Here is a 25,326-nt window from a genome sequence, read left to right on the forward strand (position 1 = left end):
CCCTACATCTGCCTTCTGCCTTCTGCCTTCTGCCTTCTGCTTTTCGCTCTCGGCTCTTAGCCCTCGGCCCTCGGCGCTACGCCTCCAGCCTATCCCACGCCTCCAGCACCAGCCGCATGGTCCGGTACTCTCCCAACTGCCGGATTTCCTTCTCCTTCAAGACCCGGAAGGTCTCGCCAGGGAAGTCTTCTCCCATGACGCTCTGGGGGTCCAGAATGTACTCCAGTTCATCCCGCTCCAGGCCGTACAGTTTGGCGTAGTAAGCGTCCAGTTCTGCCCTGAGCAGGGCGCGGCGGTCCTCGTTCCACTTGAAGGGAGGAAAAGGGTAAGGGTCTGTGGCCCACTCTGGAGGGGTGTCTGGATGCCCTCCATTCTCCTGATGCTGAGCCAGAATGGCCTCCTGCACTTCCGCCGGAGCTTCTGCCATGACATCCTGAGCCAGAGGGGCGAGTTCCCAGTTGGTGTAGGAAAGCTCCAACACTCTGGGGGTGATGAATTCGAGGTCAGGAAGGGAGTACTGGTATGGGGTTTTGAATGGAAATTGTTTTAAGTAACCATAGGTCAGGTGTGTTCCACCCACCTTTTGACGTGCGATGTAATCCAGCACCAAGCTGTTCGCGTTGCCCACCAGAGCAGGCAAGAGCGCAGCAGAAACTTCAGGCAGCATCAAGGGAGCTGTATGTCCTACTCCATGTTGAGGAAGAAAGCTGAAAATGGCAGTTCTCTCATTGGTCGCATTGGTGATGTCTCGAAAGGCCACATACCATTTCCGTTTCCACTGCCAAGTGATAGCGCCGTTTTTGTCCGTTTGAACCAGACGATTCAGCACTTCCTGACGTTCAACCCAGTACCGAGGGGACACACGATAAGTTGGGTCGGCATGTTCAGCAGGCAATACGTCTCTGGTTACTGCTCCGTCGTAGGTGGAAAAACGGTGGTCAAAGTGCCAGAAAAGCTTGGCTTCGTAGAGTGGCACATCATCGGCATCAGGCTGTGTTTTAAAAAGGCCAGAGTCATTGGACATGTCCAAATGACGTAAAAATTTATTTTGCCAAGGGTTCAAATCTCCATCGTCTTGCATCAAAACCTTTGAATTTCGGTAAATCTTCTTGGTCAACTCTGCATCTTGCTTTGTGCGGAAAACCGGACACGTCAATGTATTTGGGTTGAGCAGTTTAAACTCTTGAGGGGTCAAACTGAACACCCTTTGCTGGTCCTTCAGTTGGTTGGTGTTTCCAGCAAAAAACGTCAATTTTGCTGGCTTCGTGCTGGCTTTGGCTGTCAAAACCAGCACTGAGAACTTGTAAGAGCGGTGAACACCGGGAAAAAGACCTTCCCTGTTTTCAAAATCCAGCAATGCCGCCAATTGCCCTGTACCCACAAGGTCTGCAAAAAATTCCTTGTTCCCATCGTCAGTGGCAATCCCTGTAGGAACAATGATTCCCACGTTTCCGCGTTTACCCATTGCGGTTCGGGCCAATTCACTGAACACCTGATAGGTGTTGACATCCCCTCCACCTGTCAGCGGATACACCCCAGAGTTCCTGAGAAACCCACTGAAGGCTTCTGCTTCGTGCAGGGCTTGCAGGTAAGCGTTGTACAGCACAGGTTCGTAGGTGTAACCGTGCTTTTGGGCCAACTGCTGGTCATTCAGGGCTTGAATTCTTCTGCCCCGTTCTGCTGCGTTCAGGGCATTGGCAATGGAATCATCCCGACTGGCAAAGAACTGTTTTTCCTCCAGCTTGACTTTTTCCCACGGTGGATTCCCCAGCACCACATCAAAGCCCCCTTGAGCTTGCACCTCTGGGAACTCCAAGAACCAGTGGAAAAAGCTGTATTGGTCCCGTTCTTGTTGCACTGCATCAATGGTTGCACCAAGGAAGATGTCAGGTTCATCTGTGGACAGCATCTGGTTCAAAGTGGCCGTGGTAATCGCTGGCTCTTTCCCCGTTTTGGGAATGGTGAACGCTGCACACCACGCGTCGGCCAGAAGGTGCATTTTCTGGTACAGGGTGTCGTGGGTCAGTCTATCGTACTGACTGGCCTGCTCCAGTACCTGCTCCATGCTGTCGTTGCCTTTGCGGTTCAGGTCCTGAAAGGCCCTTTCCAGAGCCTTGAAGTCCAGTTCGTTGCTTGAGAACAGGCCCATCTGTCCCTGCACAGCTCGCACAGCGTCTTGCCTTTCCTGATTGTTCTGTTTCTTCAAGGCAGAGACTCTGGTTCTGTCATCACCTGTCAGGGCCACGAAGGCACCCTCTGGGACGGCCAGAATGGTTTCTTCGTGCTCACGGTCCCGAACAGCGGCCTTCTTATTGACCACCTTCTCTTTGACCCACATGAGGTCTGGTCTGGTGCCCATCAGACTGTTCCCGTGTTTGATGTGGTGGTCCAGAAAGGACAGGGGTTTGCCAGGCTCCATCGCTTCCATCCACAGGGCCACTTTGCAGAGTTCCACTGCCATCTCGTTGTAATCCACGGCATAGATGCAATTACGAACCACATCCCATAGCGCTTCTCTGGTCACTTCAGGAGCAGGCTCAGTCTCTCCAGTTCGCTTCTGGGCGACCCTTCTGGCAATGCGGTGGGCTGCGGCAATCAGGAAGTGACCGCTGCCTGCTGCGGGGTCCACAACTTTAAGGTTCAGCAGGGCTTCTACGGTTTGACATTCGTCCAGTTTGGGATTGAGGGCTTCGTCCAGCACCACTTCAATCAGGCTGGTGGGGGTGTAGTAACTGCCAGTGGTTTTGCGTTCGTTGCCTGCCAGGGTGGTCAGTTTAAAGTACCCTGCATCAAGGTTCACCTCTGGCACGAGTTCCAGCAGGCTTTCGTACACGCTGCCGAATTCTTCCGAGCCTAGGTTCTTGTAATCCACGGCTTTCAGCACCCCCTGGTCTTGTGTGACCGAGATGCTGCGAATGGCCCCCAGAAACATCTGGTTGGAGATTTTCGCGGTATTCAGGTCTGGTGTGGAGGTGTCGCCAAACAGGAAGGACCCCAGAGGTTTCAGGGCCAGTTCTGGTGCCCCTGCCGGGTCGCTGAGTTTGCCCAGCAGCAGCTTGAAGCCTTCAAACAGGTCGGCGTGTCGGGTGCCCCGGATTCGCTGTGCAAGGGTGCGAAGGCGCTTGGTGGAGTAGTAGAGGTCGTAAAGCTCTTTTGCTTCCTGTGGGGCTTTGGGGTCCAGCAGCACATCCCGGTCTTCGGCAACGAACAAAAAGAGCAGGCGGTACACCATCCGTAAGACCTGACGGTAGTACTCCCGTTTGTCCAGGGTGCCCTTCTTGAGCTTGTCGCGCAAAGCGGTGTTCTCTGGGTGCTGGATGAATCCGGTCCCCAGTTCATTAATGGCCTGCTCCACCCCGTTTCGAAGGGTGTCCAGTGCCCGCTTGCCGAACTCCTGGCCTTTTTGCGCCCAGCTTTCCAGAATGAACTTGTTGGGGTCTTCCCCTTCCACCCTGGACTGGTGGCACAGCATGTACAGCAAGATGAAGTCCGAGTAGGCTTTCTCTTCAAACAGCGTTTCCAGGTCAAATTCGATGTAGGCCTGACGGGACACGCTGGCGTTGTCTCTGAGCAGGCGCAGTTTCAGGCCATTGGAGACAATGCCCCACAAGTGGTCTTCGCTGCGGTTCAGAAAGTCTTGCATCAACGAGTGGGGGCTGCTTTTGGCAGCTCCGGTGGCCCCAGCCGTGCGCTTGTCCAGCTCGAATCGGAAACTGACCAGGTGCAAAGGCAGCTTGCCCCACAGGTGCGAGATGGAATAGGTCTGGTTGCCGATTTCGATGGGCCTGCTGGCCGGAATGCGCCCATAACCCAGTTCCTGAAAGAGGGGCAGCAGCAAACCTTCTCTGGTGAGGGTGGTCCCCTGGTCATGCTCTGACAGGTTGGAGCGGCGAATCTGGAAGTTCATCCAGACGGTCAGCATGCGGTTCCAAACCCGTCCGATGGCCTCAGACAGCTTCTCCCCTTCCAGCAGGTGGTAATCGGTGGGTTTCAGGGCAGGAATGTCTTTGTCTCCACCAGAAATGCGGGCCAGGAAGTCTGCGGAAATCAGGGCACCTTCGGTTTTGATGTTTTGAAAAAGGGTTTTCTGGGCAGATTTCATTCAGGTGTCCTCTTACTGGGGGAGGTAAACGTAAGTGCCAACGATGTCCACAGGCAAGATGGGCTTCGTGCTGTACCTGTATTTCAGGCTGGCAGCGCTGCGCACCCTCTGGTGTGCCTCCAGAAGCAGCCTGGCCCGTTCCTCGGCCCGTTCATTCAGGTGAGGGGTGAAGGTGTGAAGGTTCCCCAGCAGATTTTCCAGAAAGCGCTTTGCCCGCTCTGGTTCAACACTTCCGGTGGGCACCACGTCCAGCAGTTTGCGGGCTTCCTGTTCTGAGAGCCATTGAGGGTTGGTGGGGGCACCGTTGAAGCCAAGGGTGTAAACCTCCTCGGCCAGCTGCTGGTTTGTATCGCGGTCCCCGGTGGTCGCCTGCGTGATGAGGTGGTATCGGAAACGGGCCACCAGCAGCACGGTGGGTTTTGTGACCTGTGAGGTCACGGTCACACTGGCCCGTTTGGCTTCTCCGCTTGATAGGGGGTCCAGTGCGCTGTCCATCAAGTGGGTCGCCAGTGCTTCCACAAACGGGTGTGTGCGGGACAGGTACGTTTCATCATCGGCAACGGGCAAAGCAAAACGGGCTTTCTCTGGCACTTCACCGAGGGCGTCTTTCAGGGCTCTGGGGAGTTCTCTGGTGTCGAAGGTGTAAGCACCATCTGAGGTTCTGGTGACGAATCCACCGTGCAGCTTGAGGGTTTCGGTGACAAACTGCTCAACGTTCACCCCAGAGCCAATCGCTGAGCGCACCGAGTCGAGTTCCAGAGACACCTCCTCGACCTTGACCCCTTGCTGGGCGAACATGGTTCTGGAGCGTTTCTCCCTTTCGACGGTGTTGTCCCACATCACGTCGATGGCTTTGAATTCGCTGTCGAAGAGCATCCCTTGCTGGTGGGTTTTGCTGTCCCGCATGAGGAGGCCAGAGAGCACAGCTTGCACCACCTGGTCATTGTCCACAGGCACCGGAACGCTGATGCCCAGTGAGCTGCGGATGCGCTTGTGCTTCTTAATCAGCACGTCCAGCACAATGCCGTCCACGGGGTTGTTGGTGCCGTAGTAGGTGATGACCTTGACCTGCTTGCTGGGCTGACCGTAACGGTCCACGCGACCTTCCCGTTGCTCATGGCGGGTGGGGTTCCAGCTGAGGTCGTAGTGCAGCACCGCAGAGAAGGCATGCTGCAGGTTGATGCCTTCCGAGAGGCAATCGGTGGCGACCAGCACCCGTTTTCTGGCATGAGAAAGCTCAGAAACGCGCATTTCACGTTCCTGTGGGGTCAGTTTTCCGGTCACAGCGGTAACTTCCACATCCTTGCCCAGAGCACTTTGCAGGTGCTCTGCCACATACTCCGCAGTGTTGATGAAGCGGCAGAACACGATGGGTTGCAGGCCTTCAGCAAGCAGTTCTTTGACGGTTGGAATCAGCTTTTGCAGTTTGGTGTCCTGCTTGCCCTGAAACTGTTCGACTTCTCTGGCCAGGTCGCGCAGATATCGACGCTCGGTGTCTCCACTGTCAATTTCGGTTCCGGGGGTCAGGTCGTATTCCTGTTCGCTGTCGTCCTGGTCCAGCACACTGCGCTTGCCGATTTCCTCAATGTCCTGGTCGGTTTCGGCATCGGCAACAGCAGCACGGCTGCGCAAGGCAGCAGCGGCTGCAGCTGGGCTTGAACCCACTGAGCGCAGCAGGGACAGGGCGGCCCACCAGCGGATTCTCTGGTGTCGCTTCTCGATGGTTTCATCGCTGACCAGCTCACGGGCGTAAGCCAGCACTTTGTCGAGGAACTTCAGGTACTCCCCGGAGAGCTTGTAGGTGATGTCCGGGTTGGGTTCCAGGCGGTCAGGGAAAGGCGTGTCTTCCTGCATGAAGCTGCGGATGTCCTGCCTCTTGCGCTGCACCAGGTACTGGGCCAGTTTGCGCCGGACAGGCTCATTCTTCTCGCCGGACAGGTCATCTGGGAGGTTGTAGAAGTCCTTGTTGAGCACGGTCAGAAGAGACCGGAATGCCCCTTCGTTGCCGGAGTGGGGGGTGGCGGTCACCAGCAGGATGTGGCGCTCTTTTTCTTGTGCAAGTTCCTTGACCAGCTGGTGGCGCTGGTGCTGCCCGGTTTTACCCGTCACCCCTTCACCGGAGGCGCAAGTATGGGCTTCGTCGATGATGATGAATTCTGGTGCGGTGCGCAGAAAGTCTGTGCGGCGCTTCTCGGCCTTGATGTAGTCCATCGAGACCACTGTGAAAGGGTATCTGTCGAAGACTGTTTCATCCAGTCTCAGACCGTTTTCCAGCTTCTTGACGGTGCTGGACAGGACGCGCTCGGCTTCAATGTGGAATTTCTCCCGGAGTTCGGTCTGCCACTGCTCGGCGAGGTGCGGTGGGCACAGAACTGCGAAACGCTTGATTTCTCCCCGGTCCAGCAGCTCTCGCATGATGAGGATGGCCTCTACGGTCTTTCCCACTCCGACATCATCGGCAATGAGGAGCCGCGTCACGTCCTGCCTCAAAGCCAGCATGAGCGGTACGAACTGGTACGGCCTTGGTTCCACAGCAATGCGGGCAAAAGAGCGAAAGGGTCCTGAAGCAGCCCTGGAAGACAGCCTGACGGCCTCACGCAGCAAGCGACCAGAGCGGTAATCTCCAAGGTCACTGGATGCCGGTGGGGCGAATGTGGCAGGCTCTACAGACTCCAGGCCGGTATGAATGCGGGTGGTTTCTTCGTCCGTGCCCCCGATGGGTTTGACGTGCAAAACAGTGCTGTTTCCGCCGGGCAACACCACCCATTCGCGGCCTCTGGCCCGCACCAGCGAACCGATGGTGAATTCATTGTGCTGTGTGGCAGTCATTGGGTGCTCCTCATGCTTTTTGAGTGACCCCGAAGATGTTCGGGTGGGCTTTGACGATTTCAAACCAGTCGGCTTCGTGGTGGAAGCGAATCACGTTGTAGCCCATTTCCCACATCAGGCAATCGGTGCACTGCTCGTCTCTGGCCTGATGCTCCAGGTAATCGTGGGGTGGACCGTCCACATAGATGGCAACACGGCTTTTCTCGTAGGAGAAGTCCAGGCGGGTGTTGCACTCCGGGATGTACTTCTGGGCGTCACTGGGCAATGCGAGGCCATTGTCACGCAAGAACCGCAAGAAACGTTTCTCCAGTTCGGATTCACACAGTCGCTCCAGACGGCTGAAGTGGTCGTCTCTGGGTTGCTCGGTGGGTGAACTTTGCACCGATGCCATGGTGAGGTCCATCAGGTAGGGTTTGATGGTGTAGCGGTCCAGTTGGCGGTGGTACCACTGGTTGGAGTAGCTCATCAGGCAGTCGTAACAGGCACTTTCACAGTCCTCTGTGGAGTGTTTGGAGTGGTGTTCATCTTGCCCGGTGATGGGGTCGAAGTGGCACAGCTCCAGGGCCTGACGGGCCACCCTGGCTATGGCTTGTGGGTCAGTCACCACCTGTCTCAAGACCCCTGCACCCCCTTCGGCAGCTTCATACAGGAGGATGTGCTGCGGGGTGCGGCTGTTGGGCAGCAGTTCAGCGGCCAGTTCGTTGTCTTCGAGCTGGTACTCCAGCTGAACGGCAATCTTCAGGGCAGCCATCAAAGTGGCCCATTTGGTTTCGTCCATCTGGATGCGGGGCTGGTACAGAAGGCTGTTCTTGCGGTCCTGAACGAACGGAATCACGCGGGCTGTCTTGCGTCCTTGCATGATTTGCTCGTTGGCATCGTCCGGCGCGAAGTTGTTGCTGTCTTTAATCCAGTAACCCCGCTCCTGGTCGAGCAAGAAGCCCAGCACATCTAAATTGGTGCGCTGCCTCCAGCCGAGATTGATGCGCCAGATGTCCGTGGCCTGTGCATAAGACAGGGACGCCAGGTGAACGTCACCTGAATAAACTTCAGCAGTCTGGGTGGCCGTCTGGCTGGGGTTCTGTGCCGATTTGGGAAAGCGCACAGCAGTCAGCACCTCGTAACCGAGACGCACCCGTTCTTCTTCATCACTGCTGATGCGCTCCCGGCGCTGGGTGCCCACGTTGGTCATGCGCAAGAGGGATTTGAGCGGAACCCCCAGAGGGGTCTTGCAGTGCTGACACACGTCCGGGCCACCCACCGCATCCACTTCATGCAGGTAGCCACACTGCTCACAGCGTTTGATGAGCTGGGTCTGCAGTTCATCTGCAGCTCCAGGAGACAGAAGCACCTTGTTGATGACATACTTGTTCCCCTCAAAATACAGAACGGAGTGCGGACCGAACTCTGTGATGGCCAGAAAGCGCGGTCTGGACAGGGCATCTTCTTTGGTTTTGTGCTTGCGTCTTGCAGAAATGAATGCAGAGAGGGGCAGGCGAGGGAAGCTGTACCCTGGCAGGAAACCTTCAGAGGCGAAGAACCTGTAGCTTGAAAAATCCCCCTGCCCGTTGCCCTGGTTGTTCTCCTGCAGAAGTTCAATCTGGCTTTCCGCCTGCGCCCGCAGGGCCTTGGCCTGGTTTTTGTCATTGGTGCTGCGGCTGGCATCCAGGATGATTTTGTTGGCGGTTTCGATTTGCGCCCTGGCACTGCGGTACAGTTCACGCCATCTGTTGCAGGCCTGGTCCAGCATGTCCGGGGCCTGGCGCAGCACGTCGGCAAGCCAGTTCGGGTGGTACCACTGGGCGTTTTTCAGTTCATCCGAGAGGCTCTCCATCACCCGTTCGGCGCGAACCATGGCACGCAAACGTGCCTTCTCGTTGTTGATGGCATCTTTGACGTGGTCCAGCAGCTTCAGGCTGGGATTCTCTCCATTCAAATCCAGCACGTCTTTGAGGGTCCGTCCAAGCTTCACCTTGGTTTCGCTTATCCAGATGGCCTGAATGTGGGAGCGGAGCAGGTCCTCGTTGCCAAGGTCAATGCGGGGTGGATTCACCACTCCTTGCACCATGCGTGCAGGTCTACGGAAGAAGAAGGCGTCATGGGAGTTCCCGGTGCTGGCATAGGTGAACACCAAGGCAGGTTGACCGCTGCGCCCTGCCCGCCCTGAGCGCTGGGCGTAATTGGCTGGCGTTGGTGGCACGTTTCTGAGGCCCACCACGTTGAGGGTGGAGATGTCCACGCCAAGCTCCATGGTTGGAGAGCAGTACATGATGGGGAGTGTCCCGGCCCGGAAGTCCTCTTCACGTTCCATGCGCAGCTCTGCCGGGACTTGCGCCGTGTGCTCTTTGGCTTCCACACCCACCAGGTTGCGTGCAGTGAGGGTGTAGAAGGTCTTGAAGAAATCATTGACCTGTGTGTTCCACTGTAGTTTGGTGCGAACCCGTAGGGGGTCTTGTTGAACGCTGAGGCCCTTGCCGGGTTTCCAGATGAGGGCGGAACTGAGCACCTGATAACCATGCTGGTCGTCGACTTTCTCGACAATGCCTGCCACACAAAGCACATCCAGCAGGTCTTTGATGACCCGTTCAGAGTCTTCCACCGTGACGGTGTAGTAGGACGTCAGTCCACTGGCTTTGCGCAGGTACTGTCCGAACGCACTGCGACTGGACAGGAAGGTGAGTTCCCCAGAGTCTCCTCGCTGACGGGAGCGGGGGTAGACGATGCTGGAGAACTCCAGTTTCTCATTTTCGTCAATGGACCACGGTGCCACGAGGTACTGGCTGCTGCGGGCCGCAAGGCGTTCCTGGTAATTCTTGTCCAGGTAATCGACTTTGATGGCCAGGGAGCGGCGCATCAGGTCCAGCAGAATACACAGGATGCGCTCCCGCAACTCTGGTGGAGCGGCCACCAGGGCAGAGTGTTTGCCTTGCCATTCTTCAGTGGCGGCTGCCAGTTCAGAGAGAGACATGTACTCAATGCGCAGCAAATCCACCTGTTCCAGGTTGGGAGCAGTGATGCGCCAGCCGCGCTTCAAATCCCGGTAGATGCGGTACCCCAGCACATCCCGCAGTGCTTTTTCGGTTTCGTGTTTCTGGGCAAACTTCACTTCCGGGTTGCTGGCGTACTCGGAGAGGGGCAGGCTGAGGCTGCGGAAAACCGCCTGTGTGAGCTCATCGTGGGTCAGACCTTCTTCTCCAGCGTCACTGACCGCTTTGTAAATGGCTGCCCTCAGCAGGCCCGTTTCCACAAAATCATTGAGGTGCCCGGCTTGGAGGGAGGCATCCTGACGGTTGTCGGTGAACGACAGCAGTTTCTTGGCTTCATCGGAGAGGTCTGTTTCTTTCAGGCGAAGCACGGTGGACAGGGACAGGATGGTGGTGGCGGTGCTGCGGCCTTCGGAGCTGAGGGTGGACAGCTTGGCGAAGTCGTTTTTCATGCGGGCAGAGTAGGCCACACCGCAGTTTGGGCAGAACGGCAAAGGGCTTTTCAGATAGTGCCCCACACGGAGTTCTGGGTCCTTGTTGTGGGATTCGACTTCACGACCATCCAGGTAAAAGAAGATTTTTTCCGGGAGGCGTTTGCGTGCGTCTTTGCGGAGCATGCGCAGCAGACCATCAGACTCCACGTAATCATCAGGCAGGCGCTCCAGCACCCCCTGCTCATCATCTGGCCAGTCACCTAGGTACAGGAAGCCAGGTTCTGCACCAGGTTCGCTGATTTTGTCTTGCAGGCTGCGTGGAATGAACACCTTGCTGGAAGCCGAAAGGGGCTTGCGCCACACCGTGTAATGCTCCTGCCCGCACTCCCGGCAAAATGCCAGAGGCATCAATACTTTGTCCCGCTCTCCGGGCTTGAACTGCTGGGCTTGAATGGTCAAGTATCGCTCGAATTCGTCTTCCAGGGTGGCATACACGGTGTCCCCCCGACTGACGAACTGGTGCAGTCGGAAAGCAAACGCCCGGAGTTTGGTATTGGGATTGAAGGTCTGGTAACCAGCGAGCAGGCACTTCTGAATGGCCTGCTCGCACAGGGTCTGGCTCTCACCGGTGAGCAAGGAAAGCTTGCGACCTGTTCCTTCTGGCCCGGAGATGGGTTGTGGCACCTGACGGGTCAGGCGGCCTTCTTGCAGGCGGAGGCCCAATGTGCCCTCCACCCAGCGGGCCAGTGGGTCAGCAATAAAGCCCTCGAAATTATGGGAAAAGTCACGGCCTGAACGGATGCGCTCCGCCAGCAACCTCACCTGCACAGGGTCCTCTTCATCAAAAGGCTCGGTGGTGCGCCGCAGGGTCTCACCAATCACGTTCTCAGGCTTCACTTCCGAGCCAAAGAGCCGGGAAGCCACTTCCGCCACGGTCCGCTTCTGGTCCAGAAGGGTTCCAGTGGAACTCATGGTGGCCGAAGTACCAACGCAAATCACATCTGGGGCATCCAGACGGTCTTTCAAACGCCTGACCAGCAAGGCCACATCTGCCCCTTGCCGTCCACGGTAGGTGTGGAGTTCATCAAGCACCAGGAACCGCAAGTTCTGCGCTCCACCCAGTACATGGCGGTCCTCAATGCGCGTCAGCAGGAGGTCAGCCATGACGTAGTTGGTCAATAAAATGTCTGGCGGATTGTTGCGAATCTGTTCCCGTTCATCTTCTTTTTCCTGCCCGGTGTACCGGGCGAAGGTCACCGGGCGCTGTCCAGCAGGGTAACCCAGCTCCAGGAATTTCTCCAGCTCGATTTTCTGGCTGTTCGCCAGGGCGTTCATGGGGTAGATGATGATGGCTTTGGTGCCCTTGCCGCTGCCGTTTTTGAGAATGTGATTGACAATCGGCAGGATGTAAGTCAGGGACTTCCCGCTCCCCGTCCCGGTGGTCACAATGTAGTTTTCATTGTTGCTGGCAATGCGGATGGCTTCCGTCTGGTGGCGGTGCAAGGACAGCAAGGGACCATCAAATTTGTCCTGGGTTTTGATGCGGAAAATCGACTGGCACTCCTCGTGCAGCACCCCCTGACGGATGAGGTCCATGATGCTTTCACCAGGCTCGAAGGTGGGGTTGAGTTGCACAAGGGCTTCTGGCCAGTACGCCCCACTGTCCAGTTGCTGTTTGACGAAAGTGCTGATGCGCTCATCCGAGATGCGCAGGAAACTCTGCACGTACTCCCGGTAATCGGCAACCAATTGACGTTTCAGCTCGAAGACATTCATGTTGCTAAAGCCACCTCGTCCTGATGACGACAGGTTTTGACGCTCCTGCCGCATGCTTTCAGCGTTCAGTTTATTCTAGAGGCGCACACTGTCACAAAACTCACACCGCACGGCATCCTAGGGATTTCCCCTAGTGCCACACGACAGGGCCTGACGCACCTTTGGGCTACCATGAAACCAGACCCAGAGGCCAACCATGCTCAAAGAACGAGAAGGCATCTCCCTCACCCCCGACTTCCTGCCCCTCGAAACTTTGTTCGAGCATCAACAGGTGCCGTTGAACCGTCTGTTGAAGGGAATGGTGCCTGAAGAAACCCTGCTGGCCGCCATTGAAGAATTGGGCATCCGGCTGGGCAACCAGGATGCTTTTGCCCTCCATCACCACAAAGGCCAATTGATGCTCTCCGTGAGCCAGTTTGTAGGAGTGGTGGACCTGCCAGGTGTCAGGCTGCAAATCCTGCCCAAAATTCACCGGTCCAATGGCACATCTGCTGCAGAACGGGAAGCCAAACTCAGCCTGCTGGCCCTGATGGAATACGCCTACCAATTGCCCTTGAAGCCACTGGGCTTCACGGAGCTGCTGAAAGACACAAGCCTGGACTGGTTCGAGGTCCTATCCCGCATTTACGCAACCACCCTGCATTACGAATACCAGCAAGGGTCAATCCGCAACTATCAGAGCATTGAGGAAAGCACCAGCCACATCAAAGGTAAAATCCTGCTGTCGGAGTCTTTGAAATATCCTGCCAGACGACATCAACTCACTGTGCAGTACGAACTCCTCAGCAGCGACAACCTGTTCAATCAGACTTTTCGGCATGTCACTCACCTCTTGCTGGGTCAGTGCAGAACCGCAAGCACCCGGCAGGTGCTGCATGAGCTGCTGGACTGGATGGATGCCGACGAAGTCCAGGCCGTCCCCATCACCCTGCATCAGGTGCAACACCTGGAACTCAGCCGCCTCCATGACCGCTTCCAGATGCCGTGGATGCTCGCCCGGCTGTTCCTGGAAAACCAGACGCTGGATTTGCTCTCTGGAGACGCAAAAGCATTCTCGTTCCTGTTTGACATGAACCGTCTCTTTGAAACGTTCTTGACCGCCTTCCTCACCGAGCACTGGACGGACATCTGCCCAGAAGCCCTGCAGGGCACCAGGGTAAGAGCACAGGGCCAAGAGCACCGTAAGCATCTGGCAGAGCGAGCCGCCATTGGAGCCAAAGGGCCATACACCCAGAAAATCTTCGCCCTGAAGCCTGACGTGCTGTTCTCCACCGAAAAAGCCGTGCAGCTCATCATGGACTTGAAGTACAAGCCTCTGAGTCCCAGAGAACGCAAACTCGGCGTGCAGCAAGCCGACATGTACCAGATGCTGGCCTACGCGGTGCGTCACGGCTGCCCCCACATCCTGCTGATGTACCCCAAAAACGACAGCATGGATGGAGATTTGAGGGAGCGCTTCATCATCCCCACTGCCTCAAAGGAAACCACAGGAGACGTTTCCATCACGGTCTCATCGGTGGACCTCAGCCAGTACCGTTCCAGACGGGACACTCCCAGACTCATCCGTGAACTCAAAGACATTTTTCACTTCGCCACACATCAAGGAGCACCATGACCGACCCGCATCAACAATGGATGGACTGGACTGACTTCAAAAACGCCTATGAGCAGCTCAAAGACGAACCCAACAAGCTCAAGAAAACCATGACAGGCACGGTCGGTTACCGTGTTCTGGGTGTGCTCAGACGGGCAGCAGAAAGGTTGAATCTGGGTCCAAGTGGCCTGCAAGTGGACACCCAGCCCAAAGGGCTCGTCATTGGACTGGGAAGCCAAAAGGCACCTGAATATGGCATCTGGTTTGCAGAAGCGCTCCTCAGTCCTGTTCACAGCAGCTGGGGGGCCAAGGGAATCCGCGAATGGGGTTACTACTTGCAAGAAGGCCTCAACTTCTGGCTGAGCGTCTACCGCGCCCAACCCAGAGAGGTCTTCCGTGTTGCGCTGCAACACCCAGAGGTGTTTGAGCAGTTCATCAACCTGCTGTACAGCCTACCGCAGGATTTTTCACCCGTCCTGATGATGAACGCAGACATCACCACCGACAAAGAACTGAAAAGGCAATTTCCTGAAGCGGAATGGGTCAAACACGCCAACCCCTTCAAGCACACCCCCATCACCCCAGAGAACCATGAACGCATCCGGGGCATCTTGCAGGCTTACGCACGCAAGCGCGGCAAATCCACCCTGATGGCCATTGACCTGGCCATCAGCAGTGAACACCTGCAGCAATCCGAGCCTCACCTGGAATCTTTGACGGAGAAAGCCCTGCTGCACCTGAACACTCTGGCGGTATTCATTACCGAAAAGAGCGCCGAGTTTGAAGAAGAAGCCGCCCGCCTTCAACTGGAAGCTCCACCTGTTGCAGACCCAGAAGAAGCGGTCCCAACCGAAGAAGAAGAAGTTCCTCCTGCTCCTGAAACTATCTCACTTGCTGAGACCGTGCGGCAACAGGAAGCATCTGAACCGCCCTCTGCTCTGGCACAGGAAATCCTGCGAATTTTTGGCTATACCCGCAACATCATGCTGTTTGGGCCTCCAGGAACTGGCAAAACGCATGTCATCAGTCAGGTGAAGAAGCATCTGCTGCACCACATGCCACTTCAGGTGGAGGCTCCTGTGGTGTCTTCAACCGCCCCTCAAAGCAACGCCTTGCGGGACAGGCTGCTGGCTTTGCCCCGCTGGCAGGTGCTGGCATTGACCATGTATTTGAGCAACTTTGACCAGAACAACCCGGTCAACATTGCGGACCTGGTGCAACTCAGCCCCCTCAAAGAGTACGAGGAAAAACGCAAAATCAGCAGCCTGTACGGCACCCTCTACACCACCTTTCTGGAGCGGGCAGTGGGGGCTGATGGGGAAGCACTCAAATACCCATCCACACCCAAACTGTTCTATTCACCTGGCAAAGGTCTGTGGACCCTGACTGAAGAGGGCAAAGGGTGGGTGCGGGGCAACCTCAGCAGCTTCCTGCCGGGTGCTTCATCCCTCAGTTCAATGCCAGAAGCCGCTTTAAGCCTTGCCAGTGAGCTTTACACCCCACCTTTTGATATCGACGAGCGCTTCTGCTTCACCACCTTGCATCAGGCCTTCTCCTACGAAGAATTCATTGAAGGCTTCCGCCCTGTGGAAGCTTCCGGGGACAACCCTGGTGGTTTCGCCTTGCAAGACGGTGTATTCAAGTCCTTCAGCAACAAAGCCAGACGCGAGCTGGAAGAGGCCCAGAAGGCAGGTCGTGAAGCACTGAAGTTCCTGCTGGTCCTGGACGAAAGCAACCGGGCCAATCTGGCGAAGGTGCTGGGCGAGCTCATCACCTTGCTTGAAGACGACAAACGCATCGGGACCAAAAACCCGCACCAAGTGACCCTGCCGTACTCCAAGAGCAGCTTCGGTGTGCCTTCCAACCTGTACCTGCTGGCCACCATGAACACCGCTGACCGCAGCATCGCCCTCTTGGACGTGGCCTTGCGCAGGCGCTTCACCTTCATTGAGTGCATGCCCGACCCGGAGGTGCTCTCCACCGACGTGGATTTCGAGGACATCAGCATCAGCCTCAAAACCCTCCTCACCGAAATGAACCTCCGCATCACCGGCCTGCTGGACCGCGACCACCAGATTGGTCACGCCTACCTCACCTCGGTGAGCGGCCCGGAAGAGCTGCAGTACACCTGGTACTACAAAGTCATTCCCCTCCTGCAAGAGTACTTCTACAACGACGGAGCCAAGCTGCACGGGCTGATAGGCGGCGACTTCATCCTCCTCGACAAAGACGCTGCAGGAGACGGCTTTGGGTTCTCCGGACGTACCCGGCAGTCCTACACCGTCAACACCAAACTCCGGCACCCAGAAGCACTCCCCGACTTCATGGTGAGCCTCAGCAAACTGGTTGCACGCTGGAGACCACATCCGAAGGGTACCGGGGCAGCAACCACCGAAATCCCAGAAGAAGGTCCTGAGATTCTGGAAGCCTGAAATCCCCACAACGTCATGCCGAAGACCAAACAGAAAATAAAAGCAACCTCACGTCAGGTGAGGTTGCTTTCTTCAGGCCAATACCATATTGCCCCACTCATCTCTCGTTTCCACCCAGCCGAAGAGTTGAGGGAGCAAACGGTCCTCATCTGGAACGCCTGCAGTGATGAACGAAATGATTTCCTCCCAGAGCTGCACTTCTCGTGAGCACAACTCCAGCAACCCGGCAAGGTGCCGCAATTCCTTGCGCAACACCCTGACCGTCGAGGGCCGCAAATGCGGGTACTGCAAGCAAGACGTCACCTGTTCTATCTGAGCTTGCAACTCTGCTTCCTGCGCTCTGCTGCTGGCTGCACCCTCTTGCGCAGCATGCCAAAGTGGTCTGGTGGCTTTCCGGTACTGGTGGACAGCGTCGTTGAACTTCCTTCTGGTTTCACAAGCATTGCTCATCATGATGATGGCCTCCTTTATGGTGGTGACCTCGCATCCTGCGTCACACACTGGGCCGTCGTTCTCTGCTCCGCTCACGCTGCGCAGCCGCTGCGCGGCAACGACACGCCTTACTGGGCAGCCGCCGCGCCTAGCGTCATTGCCGAAGGAGTAGAGGACGGCACAGTGGTGCCTGGAAAGAATGGTAGGGTCAATTGAAATCCCTGGGCTTGAAAAGAGGACGCAGCTGTGTCTTTGCCGGTGACTGTACCCTCTCAATCGGCAACGACCGCACCTGCGCCGTCAAGCAAGACCGCACCTTGTGGAACTCGACCCGAAAGTCAAGAAGTTCAAATGAAATCCCTCGGCTTGAGTGGAACCCAAACTGGAGGGTCGACCCCACCTCTGGCGGTCCCCAAAAAGACCTGACTGTACGCGGTATAGTACATAGTATAGGGTGACCCTCTGGGGCCTCACTCCCCACTGTCCTCATGCTGACCTTCTCCTTTGCGCCTTTTCCCAGCAGCCCTGTTCAAAAGGTCTTGACCAGCGTCTTGACCTCCTTCAGCCTTTTTTCTCCTGAAGTGTGGGTCCTCAAAGGCATTCCAGGAAGTGGCAAGTCCCACCAGACCCGCGAGGCCATCAAAGCCATGATTGACGCCGGGGAACTGCGCAGGGTGCTGTGGGCTGTGCAGAGCACAGTCAAAGACGATTCTTTCGGCGCAGAAACCATGGCAGAGCTGGCCGCACTGGGCATCTCCAGCCAGGTGATTCTTGGCAAGAAGCATCTGTCCACCAGCCCTGGAGCCTATGAGGCCCAGATGCCGTGGAAGCCAGAGGTGCCGGTCAAAATCATCAGCCATGCCCACCTGGCTTTGCTGTGGGAGCTAGATGCCTCCAGATGTCCTTATCCCATGCAGCCCCTTTATGAGGGCGTTCAGCTGCTGATTGTGGATGAGAACCCGTACAGCAGCCTGATTGAAAGCAACGGCGAAAGCAAAACCCTGGACGGAAGACCTGCCCGCAAAGACATCACCCTGGACGCCTTGAAGCGCCTGCTCACAAGCAAGCCCAAAAGCAGAAAGGCTGTCCAGCACTCTGTTGTGATGAACCGCCTGAAAAATATGCTGGAACAACTGGAGCTGCACACGTTGCCAGGCGAAACCCTGCACGGGGCCAACAAACTGGTGGGTGAAATTCGTGGCGTCCATGGAGAAACCTTCTGGAAACACCTGTCCGGACACTGGAAGCGTCCCATGACCCACACCGAACAGAACGAAGAGTTGAAGCACCTGCAGGATGACTTTGCGAAACTGGGCCATCCCGAATGGGTGGCCAGAGAACTCCTCACAGACCTCAATTCTTTTCTGGGAGGTGGGGGGTCTTCTTTGCGCTTCGGAATGGTGGCTGGCTCCAGAGACAAGAGGGCAACACATCCATGGCACTTGCGGTATGACGTGACTGCTGTTCGTAAACCACAAATCCCCACCTTGATTCTGGACGCCTACGCCAACCAGGAGTTCTACCAGCAGCTGCTTGGCGCACCTGTGAACATCGTCCAACTGGAAAATGAACCGTACAAATTGCCTGTGCTGCACCTGCCGCAATTCAAGGTCAGCAGCCTGAACTACACCCAGAACCGTGCCACCAAACACCTGCGCACCGTTCTGCGCGAAACCCTTCACCGTTTTCGGGAAGACAAAGATGCGAAGCTGCTGTTTCTCGTTCCACAAAACGCTGTAACAACCGTGCAGAGGCTCTGGAAAGAACTGCAAGACCAATACGGCACCAAGCTGGAAACCGAATTCAACTACTGGTACAAAGGCCGGGGAAAAAACACCTGGACTGGCCACCATGTGATTGCCTTCGAGGTGAATCACCTGCCCGTTACGCTGGAAAGCCACATGCTGACGGCCCTTTACCGCGCAGATACCCCTGAAGACAGTGACAGGCGCACCCACCTGCGCACAAGGCTGCAGTCCGAAGAACTCCTACAGATGCTGCACCGAGGCCGCCATTACCGAAATCCGGACGTCAAAGCTGTGCTGTATGGAGAGCTGACAGAGAACCTCCAGAGTGCTCTGAAGGAACAAGTCGAGTTTCATCAGCCGGCACCGCACTACGCTTTTGAAAGCAACAGCAAAAACCAGGATGTACGGGACACTCTGGTGGACCACTGCCCAGAGGTGCATCAACTGCTGGGCGGCATCCCCAAGCATGTTTTGGTCCTGCTTGGTATCTATGCACCACAAGAAACCAATCCCGCCTTGATGGCAGAGCGCGAACACCGTCTTCAGGAACGCATTGAAGATGCAATCAAAAGCGGGATGCACCTTCCGATGCTAGAGCACTGGGCGCGCCACAAGCGACCCTGTGTGCTGCCAGACTTCAAACCCCGCAAGGGTTGGCACATTCGGAGCAAACTGGAAGATTTTATTTGCCACACCGTACCAGGAAAGCAGCTTCAGCCCCATGAAATCCGCTTCAAGTCAACCCAACACACTGTCTATGCCGAAAATGAAGCGGCTGCTAGTGCAAGATCACAGGTGAGGTTGTTTGCCCCTCTCAGAAAAGTTTACAGTTCACAGCCAACAGTTCACAGCGAAAGATTTTGTTCAACATACCATCAATTCACCAGCATCATCCGTGAAGTTGCACTAGGCATGCTCTGGAAACCTGGCTGAAGTAAAGCGTCCATTGCGCGGGGCGGGGCAGCAGGGTGTGTTTTGTGGCTCATTTTGCCTGTCCAAGCTAACACGGCTCTTGACCGCCGCATTCGCCTTACGGTTGTCACACTCCCCGAAAAACTTACCCCCTTCCCCCCCGAAAAACAGGGCCAGAGGTTTGTATTGCCCTTCTATAGAAATACCCCCCCCTCCCCTGCCGGTCCCGTTGCCCCCCAACAGGCACCACCGCAGGGTTGTAGGGTCCCCCCCTCCCCTGCCACCCCCATGTCACAAACCACTTTCATGAACGGGCTGCGGCACTGAAGAGCAAGGCCAGAGTCCCCTCAAAGTGGGTTCAAACCATGGGGTCGTCCCTTTCCATTGTCACAGGATTTCACATGAACCCTTTTCCACTTCATTGGTGGACTGGGGTTACTTCACTTGCAAGGAGCACCACCATGAACATCGAACTGCTTGTCCCAGAACTGCTGCAATTCCTCACCCAGCGGGGCGTCCCAGAGCCCATCTCCAGAGAGTACGCCACCCTGTGGGGCAACCTACGCGTCATTCAGCTTCTGCTGGGAGACGACCTCGATGACCAGGAAGTACGGATGGACTTCGAACTGGTCCGCATGGAGGCCAGGCTGCGAGACCGCAAAGTGCAACTGGAAACCCAGCATCCAGCCCTGAAACCCCTGCTGCTGGATTTTGTTCAGCAAAAGGCCCCAGAAGGGGCCGGGCCGGAAGACCTCCAGCGGTAAAATGGAGAAAATCCATTCAGCACAAACAGGAACCGGAAGCGTGATGCTTCCGGTTCTGCTTTTGGGGGTCCATCATGAAAGCCACCTCGTCCCTGTCCGCTGCCCGCATCCTGGAAGGTCACCGCCTTGGTCTTCTGGACCGTGAACTTGCCGTCTATGCCGAAGTGAGTCTGGCGACCGTGAAACGGTACCGCAGCAAGCTTGGCCTCTCTGCGAACTGCACCCGCAATCAGCTGGGCCAGACCGGAGAAGCCTTCCTGAAGCAGGAGGCTGAACACAGAGGCCTTCATGCAGAAGCCAGCATCAGCGGCGCAGCTTTTGACCTGCGTATTGATGGTCTGCGCGTAGAGGTGAAGACCTCTGAGACGAAGCAAGGTGAGGCGTTCCGCTTCCGCCTGCAGGAGAAGCGGGTCAGCCACTACGGCCAGTACCAGTACACCAAGTCCTACCAAGAGGACTGTGATGTCCTGGCACTGGTGTGCATGGACCAGGAGACAGGCGAAACCACTGTGTATTTCATTGAAAGCCAGTTCGCTCCGCACGACATCCGCATCAAGCCCAACGACCCCACCTGCGTTTACCACGCTTTCAAAGACGACTGGGGCCTCTTCGCTTAAAGGTCTGACAGTTGTGCCAACAGGCGTGGACTGCGGAGGACCCGGCTGAGCTCATCTGCTGGGTGGATGCTTCGCAGGTCCTCCAACAGCTCTTCCACTTCGCGCAAAGTCGTCAGGTCCTCTCTTTGCAGAGCGCCCTTTTTCTTCAGGTCATGTATCAGGTCTTTGAGTTGTTGCCGCGCAGGTTCGACTCGCCGCAAGTGCTCCAGACGCTGCAGGTAATGCTCCAGGCAGGACAGGGCTGGATACAGGTGCGCCGGTGTCCCACCATGCTGCAAGAAGCCTTCACGCCATGTTGAAGCGTGGGCAGCGAACCACTGGCACAGTGCGTCAAACCACTTCGGCAAAGACTCTGGCTGCGTCTCTGTGTGCTTTAACAAGACCTGGAGGAACGTCACCTGACCTGTAGTGGGACCCAGGAAAGATGCCCCCATGCTGCCCAGCCGGGCTGCCACAGCCCCTTTGCTGGGCAGTCTGGTGCGTCCAGACGTGCGCAAGGATGCTTCTATGGACTCTACTGGAAGCTGTTTGAAGTGCATGCCGGGGTCCTTGAACAGCAGGAGCGCCGTATCCACCAGGTGCTCCACCAGCAGAAGCCGGGCCTGAATCGACAGAAGCCCGTGTTCTTCCCATAGGGCCTTCGGTATCTCCCCCATCAGGTCCAGCAGTCGGTCCATGTGACGGGTGGAGTTCGCTGCTTCTGGGTTATCCATTCGGCAATGCCCTGGCTGCGTATCTTGTTTTTTGACCTTTCTGCGCGGGCTCACAGGAGGTCCACCGGGCTGTTGCGCACATGAATGTCCTTGATGTCGTCGTCGAGGTAGCCCACGTAGCGCCGGGTCATGTCGAGCGTGGTGTGGCCCAGAATCTGCTGCAAGGCGAACAGGTTCCCACCGTTCCGAAGGAACTGCACTGCAAAGCCCCGCCGGAAGGTGTGGGGCGTGCAGTCCTTTCTTTCGAGCCCAATCTTCTTGGCCAGCTTCTCCAGCGCCAGGGCCACCCCGGTGCGGTCCAGAGGAATGCCACCCCGTCCCAGGAACAGCTGCCGAATGCCAGCATGGGCAGGCTTGCGCTCCCGCTGCATGTAGCGGTTGATGGCGAGCATGGCGCTCCCTCCGATGGGCACGAAGCGTTCCTTGTTGCCTTTGCCCACCACCCGCAGCATGCCCCGGTCCATCAGCACGTCTTCGATTTTCAGGCCAGTGATTTCACCGAGGCGAATGCCGGTGTCGAACAACACCAGCAAGATGGCCTTGTCCCGCAGAGGATGCTCGGCGGTCTTGCTGGCCTCCACGAGCTTTTTGAGCTGGGCAGGTTGCACGGCAGGCATGCGCTCCTTGGGCACGCTGGGCAGCTCCAGGCGCTTCACCGGGTCTTTGGAGATGAGCTCTTCCTTGAAGGCCCAATGGAACACCCCCCTCAATGCACGACCATGGGCATGAATACCGCCAGCGTTGAGTTCCTGCTCTTCTTCGAGCCACATCAGGAAGCCCCGCAGGTGCATCACGGTGATGCGTTCCACTTCGTCTGGGAGGTTGTCCTCCCCGGCCTTCTGGTACTTACGCAGGGAAACCAGGGTCGACCGGTAGTAGTGCCGGGTGTACTCGGAGCGCTTCTTGAGCTTCAGGTGGTTCTGGTGGTGCTGCCACAACTCTTCTAAAATCATGTGTTCCCCTCGCGTTTCTGACGAGCTGGACAGGAAATTGAAGGCTGGCAGAGAATCGTTTGCTCAAGTGTGGACCTAACAACACCGCACGATTCGTGGTTTTTGACCCTTTGCACTGCACCGGGTCCAAAACAAAAAATCCCGTCAGAGACGGGACTTGTGCTTGGTGGCGTTGCGCGGACTTGAACCGCGGACCTAACGATTATGAGTCGTTCGCTCTAACCAGCTGAGCTACAACGCCAAGCGTTAAGTATGGTACATGCAAATCCATCTTTTTGCAAGCCCATGTTTAAACCCTATGGAAACACCTGCCCAGCACTCAGTTTTTTACAGTCTCTCTGGACAGCAGGCGCTTCCTGAAGGTGCTGCGGTGCCCTTTGGCTGGAATGGCATTTTTGGTGGCCCCCACCAATCCGAACATGGGCATGTTGGCATAAACAGATTCCACCTGGTCCGGCTGGATCACGTAGGTTTCGTGCCAGATGCCCACACTGCCATCTGTCCCCACCAGTTTGTAGAACTCCTGCCAGGCTTTGAGGTGGGGATCGTTGGGATTGCGGGCAAAGTTTTCCAGGTGCTCTGGGCTTTTCCAGTAACTGACCAGAATGGTGGTGAGGGGACCAAGCCGGAAGAAGCTCTCTCCATGCAGCATGCCTTTGTCGGGGTGCTTCATGAGTGTTTCGATCATGGGGGGCATGGCACGGGCCACTTTCAGCCATCTGGAGAGGGGCAGCAGTTTGTTGACCCGCATGCCGATCAGGAAAACGGTGATGGGTTCGGTGATTTCGGTGGTGATACGGTCTTTGTACACCATAAATCTTCCTCCTGATCATATATATGTAGAATCATATATATGATGAAATCAGCATACGGGTTAAGCTGTACCCTGTCAAGGAGAGTTATGGCATTGCCCCACGCAATACTTGGATTTTTGAGCCTGGAACCCATGACAGGCTACGACCTGAAGACCCAGTGCTTTGACCGCAGTGTCAGGTACTTCTGGAGCGCCGATCAGGCCCAGATTTACCGCACCCTGGACAAACTGCAGCAAGAAGGCCACATCCAGAGCGAACTGGAAATCCAGGAAGGCAAACCCAACCGCAAGGTGTACCACCTCACCCCCAGCGGACAGGCGGTGTTGCTGGCATGGCTGAAAGAACCCCAGGATTTGCCGGTCTTCAAAGAACCCTTTCTGATGCAGCTTTATTTCTCCTCAGGGCTTTCCAATGAAGAAATCCTCAAGCACATTCAGTATCAGAAGCAACAGCATGAAACGCGCCTGAGCGAGTATTTTGCCATCAGGGATCAGTTTGAAGAGGTGCTGGACAGGCACCCTCAGGATCCCATGCACCGTGCCCATCAATTGCAGTTCCTCACCCTGAAGTTCGGGATTCAGCTGGAAGAACTTTACCTGAAGTGGCTGGATGATGCTGCGCAGGTGATCGAGGGTCCGCAGGAGCACTGAATGGGCAAAACACTGATTCTTTTGGGGTTGATTCTGGTGGTTGTGGGGGTGCTGTGGGTGTATTTCCCAAAAGCCCTCACCTGGTTTGGTCACTTGCCGGGTGACATCCGCTTCAAAAGTGGCAATGCAACAGTGTTTTTCCCCATCACCAGTATGATTCTGGTCAGTGTGGTGCTGAGTTTGCTCGCCCGACTGTTCGGAGGTTCAAGATGATCAAAATGTACACCACGTCCTGGTGCCCGGATTGCCATGTCACCAAGGCCGTGCTGCAAAAGAAAGGCATTCCTTACGAGGAAATCAACATCGAAGCTGTTGCAGGTGCCGCAGACTACGTGATGAAAGTCAATGGTGGCAAACGCAGCGTGCCCACCCTGGAATACAACGGCATGGCCGAATCCATGAGCCGTTTCTCCAGAGAAAAACTGGACACCTACCTGAAAAGGGTTGGATTGCAATAGTTTCAGGCCACAACTGAAGCAACGTCCATTTGGCGGATGTGGAAAAAACCACATCCGTCTACTCTTTTTGACATGATCACTGTGCGCAAATTGATGCCTGATGATTTTGATGCCATCTGGCCCATGCTGGAAGAAATGAAACACATCGATTCCAAGGAACAGGTGGAAGCCCGTTTTCGAATGTATTGCTTTAAAGACGAATGGTTCCTGCTGGGTGCAGAGCTGAATGGGAAAATGATCGGATACACAGCAGGGCAGGATTATGGAACAGATTTCCGTTCAGGAGACACCCACCGGGAATGCAAGATGCACGACCTCTTTGTTTTTCCCGAATTTCGCAGACAGGGGGCAGGAAAAGCCCTGGTGGAAGCGGCAAAAGAATGGGCCAGGTCCCGTTCAGTGCGGTATTTTTACTGGTATGCCAGCAAGGGGGCCATCCCTTTCTACGAAAAGCTGGGGGTGACCGGAGTCGAGAACTCCCACCCCGATCATCCTTATTTTGAGGTGGATTTCCATGCCTGAGATTCGTGTGCTTTCTGCTGCCGATGCCCCCATTTACCGTGAAGTGCGTTTAAATGCCCTCACCCATGACCCGAATGCGTTTCTGGTGGATCCAGACCAGTACAGGCAAGTTCCACTGGAAACCATCGAAGGCCAGCTTTCCAGCGAACTGAACGGGAAATTCACCCTGGGGGCTTTTCTGGATGGAGGGCTGGTAGGCATGTGCACGTTCATTCGGGAAACCCACCCCAAGATTCGCCACAAGGGGAAAGTGGTGGCCGTGTATGTGGCCCCTGCAGCCAGAGGTCAGGGCATGGCCAGAAGCCTGATGGAAACCCTGATTGCACGGGTAAGAAGCTATGGAGATGTGGAGCAGATCCAGCTGGGGGTCAGCCACACCCAGATTGCAGCCCAGCAGCTTTACACCAGCCTGGGATTTGTGGTGTTTGGTCTTGAAAAGAAAGCCATCAAGCAAAACGGTCAATACCTGGATGAAGAATGGCGGGTGCTGGAGCTCTAAGCCGTCAGCCATCAGGATTCAGCCGTCAGGAAAAACAAAAGCCTGGTGCTGGGTTTTCCCTCCTTTAAATTTTCTGGTTGCCCTGAAGCCTTCTT

The 25,326-nt window shown here is 56.1% G+C and carries 17 protein-coding genes and 1 tRNA gene; 10 read left to right on the forward strand and 8 right to left on the reverse strand.

Features of this window, described 5'->3' with window-relative positions; genetic code table 11:
- Positions 1–76: 76 nt before the first annotated feature.
- Genes IEY52_RS03580 through IEY52_RS03590 form a run of 3 tightly spaced genes read right to left on the reverse strand, consistent with a single transcriptional unit; the run spans position 77 to position 12,122 of the window.
- Positions 77–4,102 carry an Eco57I restriction-modification methylase domain-containing protein gene (locus IEY52_RS03580; RefSeq protein ID WP_188999977.1) on the reverse strand — a complete coding sequence of 1,342 codons (4,026 nt, stop codon included), beginning with the start codon at positions 4,100–4,102 and terminating at the stop codon, positions 77–79.
- Positions 4,103–4,114: 12 nt separating this feature from the next.
- Positions 4,115–6,931 carry a DUF8741 domain-containing protein gene (locus tag IEY52_RS03585; protein WP_188999981.1) on the reverse strand — a complete coding sequence of 939 codons (2,817 nt, stop codon included), beginning with the start codon at positions 6,929–6,931 and terminating at the stop codon, positions 4,115–4,117.
- 10 nt (positions 6,932–6,941) lie between these two features.
- On the reverse strand, positions 6,942–12,122 hold the full coding sequence (locus IEY52_RS03590) for a DEAD/DEAH box helicase (protein WP_188999986.1): 5,181 nt from the start codon (positions 12,120–12,122) through the stop codon (positions 6,942–6,944).
- A 196-nt stretch (positions 12,123–12,318) separates the two neighbouring features.
- On the opposite strand from IEY52_RS03590, the gene IEY52_RS03595 reads away from it, so the two are divergent.
- A complete protein-coding gene (locus IEY52_RS03595) occupies positions 12,319–13,737 on the forward strand; it encodes an McrC family protein (protein ID WP_188999990.1) in 1,419 nt (472 codons plus the stop codon).
- Positions 13,734–16,148 (forward strand): AAA family ATPase, encoded by a 2,415-nt coding sequence (locus tag IEY52_RS03600; protein ID WP_188999993.1) that lies wholly within the window; start codon positions 13,734–13,736, stop codon positions 16,146–16,148. Before IEY52_RS03595 ends, IEY52_RS03600 begins: the two co-directional genes overlap by 4 nt.
- 72 nt (positions 16,149–16,220) lie before the next feature.
- Here IEY52_RS03600 and IEY52_RS03605 read toward each other — a convergent pair whose 3' ends face one another.
- Positions 16,221–16,601 (reverse strand): hypothetical protein, encoded by a 381-nt coding sequence (locus IEY52_RS03605; protein ID WP_188999996.1) that lies wholly within the window; start codon positions 16,599–16,601, stop codon positions 16,221–16,223.
- A 518-nt stretch (positions 16,602–17,119) separates the two neighbouring features.
- Between IEY52_RS03605 and IEY52_RS03610 the strand changes: the two genes are divergently transcribed.
- The 3 genes from IEY52_RS03610 to IEY52_RS03620 all read left to right on the forward strand — a co-directional run bounded on the left by IEY52_RS03610 (position 17,120) and on the right by IEY52_RS03620 (position 20,621).
- On the forward strand, positions 17,120–19,261 hold the full coding sequence (locus IEY52_RS03610; RefSeq protein WP_188999998.1) for a hypothetical protein: 2,142 nt from the start codon (positions 17,120–17,122) through the stop codon (positions 19,259–19,261).
- A 440-nt stretch (positions 19,262–19,701) separates the two neighbouring features.
- The gene (locus IEY52_RS03615) at positions 19,702–20,004 is read left to right on the forward strand and encodes a hypothetical protein (protein ID WP_189000000.1); all 303 of its coding nucleotides are present in this window, start codon (positions 19,702–19,704) and stop codon (positions 20,002–20,004) included.
- 74 nt (positions 20,005–20,078) lie between these two features.
- Positions 20,079–20,621, forward strand: coding sequence for a hypothetical protein (locus tag IEY52_RS03620; RefSeq protein WP_189000002.1), 543 nt, complete (start codon positions 20,079–20,081; stop codon positions 20,619–20,621).
- On the opposite strand, the gene IEY52_RS03625 is transcribed toward IEY52_RS03620, so the two are convergent.
- The 4 genes from IEY52_RS03625 to IEY52_RS03640 all read right to left on the reverse strand — a co-directional run bounded on the left by IEY52_RS03625 (position 20,618) and on the right by IEY52_RS03640 (position 23,101).
- Positions 20,618–21,334 (reverse strand): hypothetical protein, encoded by a 717-nt coding sequence (locus IEY52_RS03625; RefSeq protein ID WP_189000004.1) that lies wholly within the window; start codon positions 21,332–21,334, stop codon positions 20,618–20,620. The genes IEY52_RS03620 and IEY52_RS03625 overlap by 4 nt on opposite strands.
- Before the next feature lie 50 nt (positions 21,335–21,384).
- The gene (locus IEY52_RS03630) at positions 21,385–22,287 is read right to left on the reverse strand and encodes a tyrosine-type recombinase/integrase (protein WP_189000006.1); all 903 of its coding nucleotides are present in this window, start codon (positions 22,285–22,287) and stop codon (positions 21,385–21,387) included.
- Positions 22,288–22,451: 164 nt separating this feature from the next.
- Positions 22,452–22,528, reverse strand: a tRNA-Met gene (locus IEY52_RS03635).
- A 78-nt stretch (positions 22,529–22,606) separates the two neighbouring features.
- The gene (locus IEY52_RS03640; protein ID WP_189000009.1) at positions 22,607–23,101 is read right to left on the reverse strand and encodes a DUF4188 domain-containing protein; all 495 of its coding nucleotides are present in this window, start codon (positions 23,099–23,101) and stop codon (positions 22,607–22,609) included.
- 87 nt (positions 23,102–23,188) lie between these two features.
- Here IEY52_RS03640 and IEY52_RS03645 point away from each other — a divergent pair, with 87 nt between their 5' ends.
- The 5 genes from IEY52_RS03645 (at position 23,189) to IEY52_RS03665 (ending at position 25,231) form a co-directional block, all read left to right on the forward strand.
- A complete protein-coding gene (locus tag IEY52_RS03645; protein ID WP_189000011.1) occupies positions 23,189–23,752 on the forward strand; it encodes a PadR family transcriptional regulator in 564 nt (187 codons plus the stop codon).
- Positions 23,753–23,965, forward strand: a complete 213-nt coding sequence (locus IEY52_RS03650; protein ID WP_189000013.1) for a DUF2905 domain-containing protein — start codon at positions 23,753–23,755, stop codon at positions 23,963–23,965.
- Positions 23,962–24,210, forward strand: coding sequence for a glutaredoxin family protein (locus IEY52_RS03655; protein WP_189000016.1), 249 nt, complete (start codon positions 23,962–23,964; stop codon positions 24,208–24,210). Before IEY52_RS03650 ends, IEY52_RS03655 begins: the two co-directional genes overlap by 4 nt.
- 72 nt (positions 24,211–24,282) lie before the next feature.
- A complete protein-coding gene (locus IEY52_RS03660) occupies positions 24,283–24,732 on the forward strand; it encodes a GNAT family N-acetyltransferase (RefSeq protein WP_189000020.1) in 450 nt (149 codons plus the stop codon).
- Positions 24,725–25,231 carry a GNAT family N-acetyltransferase gene (locus tag IEY52_RS03665; RefSeq protein WP_189000024.1) on the forward strand — a complete coding sequence of 169 codons (507 nt, stop codon included), beginning with the start codon at positions 24,725–24,727 and terminating at the stop codon, positions 25,229–25,231. Before IEY52_RS03660 ends, IEY52_RS03665 begins: the two co-directional genes overlap by 8 nt.
- Positions 25,232–25,326: the final 95 nt, after the last annotated feature.

This window comes from Deinococcus roseus (genome assembly GCF_014646895.1).
GTDB lineage: Bacteria > Deinococcota > Deinococci > Deinococcales > Deinococcaceae > Deinococcus_C > Deinococcus_C roseus.

Excerpts from the sequence above, each read along its gene's own strand:
- IEY52_RS03580 (WP_188999977.1), bottom strand. The coding sequence starts at position 4,102 with ATGAAATCTGCCCAGAAAACCCTTTTTCAAAACATCAAAACCGAAGGT.
- IEY52_RS03585 (WP_188999981.1), bottom strand. The coding sequence starts at position 6,931 with ATGACTGCCACACAGCACAATGAATTCACCATCGGTTCGCTGGTGCGG.
- IEY52_RS03590 (WP_188999986.1), bottom strand. The coding sequence starts at position 12,122 with ATGAATGTCTTCGAGCTGAAACGTCAATTGGTTGCCGATTACCGGGAG.
- IEY52_RS03595 (WP_188999990.1), top strand. The coding sequence starts at position 12,319 with ATGCTCAAAGAACGAGAAGGCATCTCCCTCACCCCCGACTTCCTGCCC.
- IEY52_RS03600 (WP_188999993.1), top strand. The coding sequence starts at position 13,734 with ATGACCGACCCGCATCAACAATGGATGGACTGGACTGACTTCAAAAAC.
- IEY52_RS03605 (WP_188999996.1), bottom strand. The coding sequence starts at position 16,601 with ATGATGAGCAATGCTTGTGAAACCAGAAGGAAGTTCAACGACGCTGTC.
- IEY52_RS03615 (WP_189000000.1), top strand. The coding sequence starts at position 19,702 with ATGAACATCGAACTGCTTGTCCCAGAACTGCTGCAATTCCTCACCCAG.
- IEY52_RS03620 (WP_189000002.1), top strand. The coding sequence starts at position 20,079 with ATGAAAGCCACCTCGTCCCTGTCCGCTGCCCGCATCCTGGAAGGTCAC.
- IEY52_RS03625 (WP_189000004.1), bottom strand. The coding sequence starts at position 21,334 with ATGGATAACCCAGAAGCAGCGAACTCCACCCGTCACATGGACCGACTG.
- IEY52_RS03630 (WP_189000006.1), bottom strand. The coding sequence starts at position 22,287 with ATGATTTTAGAAGAGTTGTGGCAGCACCACCAGAACCACCTGAAGCTC.
- IEY52_RS03640 (WP_189000009.1), bottom strand. The coding sequence starts at position 23,101 with ATGGTGTACAAAGACCGTATCACCACCGAAATCACCGAACCCATCACC.
- IEY52_RS03645 (WP_189000011.1), top strand. The coding sequence starts at position 23,189 with ATGGCATTGCCCCACGCAATACTTGGATTTTTGAGCCTGGAACCCATG.
- IEY52_RS03650 (WP_189000013.1), top strand. The coding sequence starts at position 23,753 with ATGGGCAAAACACTGATTCTTTTGGGGTTGATTCTGGTGGTTGTGGGG.
- IEY52_RS03655 (WP_189000016.1), top strand. The coding sequence starts at position 23,962 with ATGATCAAAATGTACACCACGTCCTGGTGCCCGGATTGCCATGTCACC.
- IEY52_RS03660 (WP_189000020.1), top strand. The coding sequence starts at position 24,283 with ATGATCACTGTGCGCAAATTGATGCCTGATGATTTTGATGCCATCTGG.
- IEY52_RS03665 (WP_189000024.1), top strand. The coding sequence starts at position 24,725 with ATGCCTGAGATTCGTGTGCTTTCTGCTGCCGATGCCCCCATTTACCGT.